The 7,393-nt window shown below is 71.3% G+C and carries 7 protein-coding genes; 3 read left to right on the top strand and 4 right to left on the bottom strand.

All coding sequences use genetic code 11. The features are described 5' to 3' along the window. Nucleotides 1-191: 191 nt before the first annotated feature. Nucleotides 192-788 (bottom strand): CGNR zinc finger domain-containing protein, encoded by a 597-nt coding sequence (locus tag ODJ79_RS41490; protein ID WP_263029206.1) that lies wholly within the window; start codon nucleotides 786-788, stop codon nucleotides 192-194. 71 nt (nucleotides 789-859) lie between these two features. On the opposite strand from ODJ79_RS41490, the gene ODJ79_RS41485 reads away from it, so the two are divergent. The 3 genes from ODJ79_RS41485 (at nucleotide 860) to ODJ79_RS41475 (ending at nucleotide 4,199) form a co-directional block, all read left to right on the top strand. Further along, nucleotides 860-2,053 (top strand): MFS transporter, encoded by a 1,194-nt coding sequence (locus ODJ79_RS41485; protein WP_263029205.1) that lies wholly within the window; start codon nucleotides 860-862, stop codon nucleotides 2,051-2,053. Between the two features lie 355 nt (nucleotides 2,054-2,408). Further along, nucleotides 2,409-3,527, top strand: coding sequence for a cellulose binding domain-containing protein (locus tag ODJ79_RS41480; RefSeq protein WP_263029204.1), 1,119 nt, complete (start codon nucleotides 2,409-2,411; stop codon nucleotides 3,525-3,527). A 282-nt stretch (nucleotides 3,528-3,809) separates the two neighbouring features. After that, entirely contained in the window at nucleotides 3,810-4,199 is a 390-nt protein-coding gene (locus tag ODJ79_RS41475; protein WP_263029203.1) for a hypothetical protein, read from the top strand. Between the two features lie 609 nt (nucleotides 4,200-4,808). Here the strand turns inward: ODJ79_RS41475 and ODJ79_RS41470 are convergent. From ODJ79_RS41470 to ODJ79_RS41460, 3 genes are all read right to left on the bottom strand, one after another. Continuing rightward, nucleotides 4,809-5,462, bottom strand: a complete 654-nt coding sequence (locus ODJ79_RS41470) for a hypothetical protein (protein WP_263029202.1) — start codon at nucleotides 5,460-5,462, stop codon at nucleotides 4,809-4,811. A 106-nt stretch (nucleotides 5,463-5,568) separates the two neighbouring features. Beyond that, complete coding sequence (locus ODJ79_RS41465) at nucleotides 5,569-5,970, bottom strand: hypothetical protein (RefSeq protein ID WP_263029201.1); 402 nt, start codon at nucleotides 5,968-5,970, stop codon at nucleotides 5,569-5,571. An 11-nt stretch (nucleotides 5,971-5,981) separates the two neighbouring features. Then, on the bottom strand, nucleotides 5,982-7,370 hold the full coding sequence (locus ODJ79_RS41460) for a sensor histidine kinase (RefSeq protein WP_263029200.1): 1,389 nt from the start codon (nucleotides 7,368-7,370) through the stop codon (nucleotides 5,982-5,984). Nucleotides 7,371-7,393 lie beyond the last annotated feature (23 nt).

Here is a 7,393-nt window from a genome sequence, read left to right as displayed (position 1 = left end):
CCCGCACCACGGCCGTCCCCGCACCACGGCCGTCCCCGCACCACGGCCGTCCCCGCACCGCGGCCGCCCCCGCACCACGGCCGCCCCCGCACCACGGCCGCCCCCGCACCACGGCCGCCCCCGCACCACGGCCGCCCCCGCACCGCGGCCGTCCCCGCACCGCGGCCGTCCCCGCACCGCGGCCGTCCTGGTCAGCGGCTTGCGCGGCGGCGTTCGGTCAAGCGTTTGGACTTCGCGTGTGTGCCGCAATCGTCCATCGTGCACCATTTGCGGGACTGATTCCGGCTGCGGTCGAGGAACAGCCACCCGCACCCGCCCTCCGGCACCGGGCACTCCCGAAGGCGGCTCAGGTCGACATTACGCACCAGGTCGACCATCGCGTCGGCCAGCCGGTCGCCGATCATCATCCCGGGATCGGCCCCGACCACCAGCGTGGCCGCCCCGCTGTCGCCCGGCACCAGCTCGGCCCGCCCCATCGCCTCGGCCCAGCGCCGGCCGAGCTCATCGAGCCGCCGCCCGGCCAGCACGTCGTCGACCATCGCCCGCAACTCGAGCACCTCGGCGAAGACAAACTCCGGCCGCCACGCTCGCGAGACCCTCTCAGCCTCGGCCGCGTCGACGATCTCGGCGCGCTCTGCCCACTCCAGCAGGGCGTCCGGATCGGACAGATAGTCACGCTCCACCGGCCCCGGCGGGCGCGGCGCCACCGAATTAGCCAGGTCGAGCGCCCGGTGCCCGCCCACGAACCGCCAGTCCGGGTTCGTCCAGTCCGCGTTCCGCCGTTCCATGCTTCCACCATAACGAAGAACGGTGGTAGCGTCCATCGTGGCTACCACCAAAATGACGGCAAGGAGGAAGCATGCGAGAACGAATCGTCCTGACGGCCCTCGCGGTCTCCACGTTCTTCTACGTCACCGTCGAGACCCTGCCCATCGGGCTCCTGCCACAGATCGCCGACGGTGTCCAGGTCACCGATTCCTCGGTCGGCCTGCTGGTCACGGCGTACGGCTTGGTGGTCGTCATCGCCACGATCCCGCTGACCCGCCTCACCCACCGCTGGTCACGCCGCCGCCTGCTCGCCACGCTCATCCTCACGGCAGCCGTCGCCACCACCATCTCGGCGCTCGCCCCCGCCTATCCCACCCTGCTGGCCGGCCGCGTCCTCGCCGCACTCAGTCAGGCGGTCTTCTGGGCGGTCGTCACCCCGGCCGCGGCGTCGCTCTTTGCCCTGCAGTCCCGCGGGCGCGCTATCGCGGTGCTGTATGCCGGCAGTTCCGCCGGCCCGCTACTGGGCGTTCCGGCCGGCACCTGGCTCGGCCAGCAGGCCGGCTGGCGCGTCCCCTTCCTGGCGCTGTCCGTGGTCGGCCTGGCCATCGCCACCGTGATCATCACCCTGATGCCGTCGGCGCCACCGGGCTCCCGCCATGCCGACCGCGGCACTGCCCCCGACCGCACCCGCTATCGCACCCTGGTGGTCGCCGTCGCCGTCACGGTGACCGGCGCGTTCATCGCGATCACTGTCATCACCCCGTTCCTCACCGGAGTCACCGGTGTCCGCGACGCGTCGATCAGCCCGATCCTGCTGATCCGCGGCATCGCCGGGCTGGCCGGCGCGACGGCCGCCGGCTTCGTCGCGGAGCGCCGGACCTGGCACGCCCTGGTGGCACTCACCGCGTTGGAGACCGCCGCGCTGGCCGCCCTGTACGCGTTCTCCGCCGACCCGCCGCTCGCCATCGCCGCCATCGCTGCCGCGAGCACCGCGCTGTCCGGCATGGTGACCGTGCTCGGCACCCGCGTGTTGCAGGTAGCGCCCGGCAGCACCGACATGGCCGCGGCCGGCACGTCCACGGCGTTCAACGTCGGCATCACCGTCGGTGCCCTGATCGGCAGCCTCATGCTGACCAGCTTCCTGCGCGAGTCGGCCCTGCTGGCGACCGCCATCGCCGCCGGCGGCCTGGCCACCTTCCTGATAGAGCCCCGCCTGGCAGCCCGCCTCCGACCCGCCGATCCCCCGACGCGTAGCGCCGTGCCGCAACTGGCCGCGGAGCGCTGAGCGCAATGCCCCGCCGCCTCGCCCCGACTCCTGGCCCGCTCCACCACCCAGCCGCGCAGACACCTACCTCGACTCCCCGCCGGCTCCACCACCCAGCCGCGCAGGCGCCTGCCCCCCACTCCCCGTCCGCTCCAGGACCCACCTGCAAGCACCAGCCCCGACCCCCGGTCCGCTCCACGACCCACCCGTGCAGGCACCGGCCCTACCCATACAGACGCCCCCGCGGGTCGCCGCGCCCACTGGCCACGCTCGGCCACTAAGATTTACAGTCATCAATGGGAGCGCTCCCATCACGATTCGCCCCCGGCAAGTCCAGTTCCCCACCCACATCCCGCGTCCTCCGGGAGGAACAACCATGACCCGACGAAGACTGGCGATCCTCGCCACCGCTGCGACACTGCTGGCCGGCAGCGCAGTGGTCACCGCCGGCCAAGCCTCGGCCGCGGCCGGCTGCCAGGTGAAGTACACGATCTCAAGCCAATGGCCGGGCGGCTTCGGCGCCGCCGTGGACGTCACGAACCTCGGCGACCCGATCAACGGATGGTCGCTGGTCTTCTCCTTCTCGGCCGGACAGACCGTCACCCAACTATGGAACGGCACAGTGGCCCAGTCCGGCTCCACCGTCACGGTGCGCAATGCCGCCTGGAACAACGCGATCGCCACCAACGGGACGGCGTCGTTCGGCTTCAACGGTTCGTGGACCGGGTCGAACCCGGTCCCGTCGTCCTTCACCCTCAACGGCGTGACCTGCACCGGCGCGGTATCCACCACCCCGCCGACCACAACGCCCACCACCACACCGACAACCGCACCCACTACGACGCCAACCACACCGCCCACCACCGCCCCGACGACTCCCCCGTCCGGCGCGCCCGTGAAGATCATGGCGCTCGGCGACTCGATCACCGGCTCGCCCGGCTGCTGGCGGGCCCTGCTCTGGCAGATGCTGCCGGCCGCCAAGGTCGACTTCGTCGGCACGCTCCCCCCGCAGGGTTGCGGCTTCACCTACGACGGCGAGAACGAGGGCCACGGCGGCTATCTGGTCACCAACGTCGCGAACCAGAACCTGCTGGTCGGCTGGCTATCCGCGACCAAGCCCGACGTGGTCATGATGCATTTCGGCACGAACGATGTCTGGAGCAACATCCCGACCTCGACGATCCTCGCCGCGTACACCACGCTGGTCGGACAGATGCGCGCGTCAAGCCCGCGCATGAAGATCCTGGTCGCCCAGATCATCCCGATGAACCCGAGCACCTGCGCCGAATGCGCCGCCCGGGTGGTCAACCTGAACGCCGCGATCCCCGCGTGGGCAACCTCCCTGACGACCGCGGCCTCGCCGATCACCGTCGTCGACCAGTGGACCGGCTTCGACGACGCCACCGACACCTACGACGGAGTCCACCCCAACGACGCCGGCAACGTGAAGATCGCCAACCGCTGGTACCCGTCCGTATCCGCCACCCTCAACTGACCATGTCCCCGGCCGCGCGGCGCCTCGCGCTCCGCGCGGCCGCCAGGATCGTGCTCCCTCTGAGTGATCGGGCGTCGGCAGCCATTCCCGTACGCCGGGGGTCGGCCACACAAGGACAGTCCGTGGCGCCCGTCGGCTTGTGGAGGCCGGCTCTCGGCCACGGCGCCACGGATCCACCTCACGGTTCGGCCATTGTGGAGGCGTCGCGGTCGGCGAGGCGGAAAACTGTCGTACCCGGCGGGCATACTGCGATCGCACCTCAAGCAATGAAAGGCGGACCGCATGGCGGAAACAGATCCGTTGGTGGTGACCTGGCGGCAGATCATCGTCGGCGACGAGAAGTCGTGGGTGCTGTTCAAGCACGGCACCTGCGTGATCCTCGTCGAGCCCGGCGACGACCTGGCCGAGCAGGCCGTGGCGGTCCTCCGCGAGTTCGGGCCGGTCCAGCCGGGCAGCCCTTCCGCGGATTTCGGCACTATCACCCTGGAGTCAGCTCCCGGTTGGGTGGTCACGGGCCACCATTCGGACGTGCTGACCTACGTCGCCCCGAGCGAGATCTCTCAGGAGGACGACAACCTCAACCTGGCGGTGGGTCTCACCGGCCGCTCAAAACGCGACCAGGACGCCCGAGACCTGACCATCACCCACATCGAAGACAAACGCACCAGTTAACTCGCATAAGAACGCCCCGATTGCAGTAAACCGGCTCGCCGGATGCACAGTGTGGCGCCCGGCGGGCCGGCAACGGCCGTATCAGCACGTCTTGCCCGGCCGGCACCCACAGGAGAGGCACCAAGCAAAGGGCCGAACAGACAGCAGAGGCCGACCAGCAGCACGGGAGTAGCAGCGCAGGGCCAAGCACACAGCAAAAGCAGTCAGCACAGGGCCAAGCAGACAGGAAAGGCCGAGCAGCAGCACCGGGCCGAGCAGTCAGCACAGGCCGAGCAGCAGCACCGGGCCGAGCAGTCAGCACAGGCCGAGCAGTCAGCACAGGCCGAGCAGTCAGCGCAGGCCGAGCAGTCAGCGCAGGCCGAGCAGTCAGCGCAGGCCGAGCAGTCAGCGCAGGCCGAGCAGTCAGCGCAGGCCGAGCAGTCAGCGCAGGCCGAGCAGTCAGCGCAGGCCGAGCAGTCAGCACAGGCCGAGCAGTCAGCACAGGCCGAGCAGTCAGCACAGGCCGAGCAGTCAGCACAGGCCGAGCAGTCAGCACAGGCCGAGCAGTCAGCGCAGGCCGAGCAGTCAGCACAGGATGCGGACAGGGCCGGCACACGCAGGCCGAGCGGGTCAGATCAGCGGGACGGAGGGGTCGTCGGTGGCGCCGGCGTCAGCCGTGTCCTCGACTGAGCAGAGGCGCCAGTGCTTGTCGGCTCCGAGGTTGAGGGTCACCTCCAGAGCGGACTGCGGGTAGGCGCCGAAGGTGCTGATCGTCTTGCCGTTGGCGCGGCTCACCACCGGCTCGGCCGGACGGGAGGCGATCACCTGCAGGACCACCTGGCTGCCGGTCCCCAGGGGCAGGCTGGACGCGGGCGCCGGGGACGGACCGAGCACGCTGGTGATCGTGGCCGGAGCGGTCTTGACGTAGGTGCGGCTGCCGAGCAGGCCGGCGATCTGGTCGCTGAGCAGGTTCGCGGCGGCGCAGCCGGGGGTGGCGACCGTGCCGACCAAGGCCGGGTTGGGGTTGGCGAGCAGCCATTGGCCGTAGGCGGAGAGCGAGGTGAGGATCGGCGTCCAGGAGGTGCCGGTGTTGCGGAGCGTGGGCGGGGCCGAGGTCGCCTTCGGGATCGCGATGGTGATGACCCGCATCGGGCTGGGCGACACCTTGACCGAGGGGGCCGGCTTGGCGACGGCCATGGTGCCGGTAGTGGTGCCGACCGTGGCGGCGCAGCCGCTCAGTGCGGCCACTGCGGCGAGTCCGAGCAGGGCAGGGTGAGCGCGCATGGCACCCGTATCGGTCGCGCCGTCCCCGACCTGAGGACGCGGCTAGCAGCCCACCCGGTCAGCCGCGCACCCGGTCAACCGCGCACCCGGTCAACCGCGCAGACGGTCAACCGCGCAGACGGTCGCAGCCGTGGGAGAGCGAGCGCCGGCGCGAGGAAAAACGGGCCTGCGAGCGCAGGGAGAACAGAGAACCGGACGGCGAGCGCCGGAGGGAGCGAGAACCGGGCTGCGAACGCGCGGACGACAGCAAACCGGGCTGCGAACGCTCGGACGACAGCAAACCGGGCTGCGAACGCGCGGACGACAGCGAACCGCAGCGCGAACGCTCGGACGACCGCGAACCGGAGCGCGAGCGTTGACGGGAGAGGAAATCGGACGGCGAGTGGCGGTGGGCAAGGGAGCGGGCGCGGGACCGGAGCAGCTCCAGGCCGATCGGGATGGCTGAGGCGGTGACTATGCCGAGCAGGCCCAGCGCCGTCGTCAGCTGGCGTGGGTCGAGAGCAGTCATGGCGGCCCAACCTATAAGCGCGCACCTGAAGATTCGTTGAATGGTAGGGGCAGCCGGATCCGCATCGCTGCGCCCTCGGTCAGGTCGTCGACGGTCAGGGTGCCGCCGTGGGCCTGGACTATGTCGCGGGCGATCGACAAGCCGAGGCCCGTGCCGCCGCCGGCCCGGGAGCGGCTGTCGTCCAGACGGACGAAACGGTCGAAGATGCGGTCGCGGTCGGCGGCGGAGATCGGTGGGCCGTCGTTGCCGATCACGATCTCGGCCCAGTGGTCGTGGGTGCCGACGGTGATCGTCAGGCAGTGTGCGGCGTGCCGGGCCGCGTTGTCGACCAGGTTGCGGACCACTCGCAACAGCGCGTCGGCGTCGCCGGTCACCCGGACCGGCTCGACGGCAGCGCGTACCGCAAGCTCTGGTTTCATCTCCGCCAGGCGTTCGTGTTCCGTGTAGGCCAGGTCGTCGAGATCGACGTCCTGGCGGTGCAGCCGCAGCTCGTCGTTGTCCACCCGGGCGAGCAGCAGCAGGTCCTCGACCAGGCGGGCCATCCGCGCGCTCTCGGTACGGATCCGCACCACCGACCGCGCCGCCGGCGACGGCAGTTCGGCCGCCTCCAGCAGGTCCGCGTTGGCCTGCACGGTGGCCAGCGGGCTGCGCAGCTCGTGGCTGGCGTCGCCGACGAAACGGCGCTGGGCCGCCGAGGACGCCTCGATCCGGTCGAGCATGGTGTTCATGGTCGAGGCCAGTGCGGCGATCTCGTCGTCGGCGGCCGGGACCGGCAGGCGCTCGTGCAGGTTGCGGGAGGTGATCGACGCGGCCTGGCGGCGCATCGCCTCGACCGGGCGCAGGGTGCGGCCGACGAACAGGAACGCGGCGCAGCCGGTGGCCAGGGTCAGCAGCGGCAGGCCGAGCAGGAGCGCCACGATCAACGCACCGATCGCGTCGTCGACCGTGTCCATCGACTCGGCCACCAGGACTGTACGGGCGCCGGCCGAGGTGGTCACGCCCTCGGCGACGATCCAGAACGGCTCGTCGTGGTCGCCCGGCAGGCGCCGCTCCTCCTTCGACCGGGCCCCCGCCGACGGCCGCATCGACGAGATCGCGCTCTGCCCGGCCAGGGCGTCCGACGCGCCCACCACCGCGCCGGACGGGTCGACCACCTGGACCACCGTGCGGTCGCGGGCCGACGGGCGCAGCAGGGTCGGCAGGTCCGACCCGGCCTTCAGCGCGGCGGCGACCTGGGCGGCCCGGTCGTTGGCCGCGGTGCCGATGTTCTCCCGCAGGATGCTGCGCGCGGTCACCAGCAGCACCACCCCGGCCAGCAGCGAGACGATCGCGACGACGACCGCCGCGGCGAGGGCGGACCGCAGCCGTACGCCCAGGCGGCGGCGGACGGAGACGAGCATGGCCGCCACGGTATCCGCGGCAC

Source organism: Actinoplanes sp. KI2, from assembly GCF_025630775.1.
Lineage (GTDB): Bacteria > Actinomycetota > Actinomycetes > Mycobacteriales > Micromonosporaceae > Actinoplanes.
Note: the sequence above shows the minus strand (reverse complement) of the source record. Positions and strands in the feature narration are given on the sequence as shown.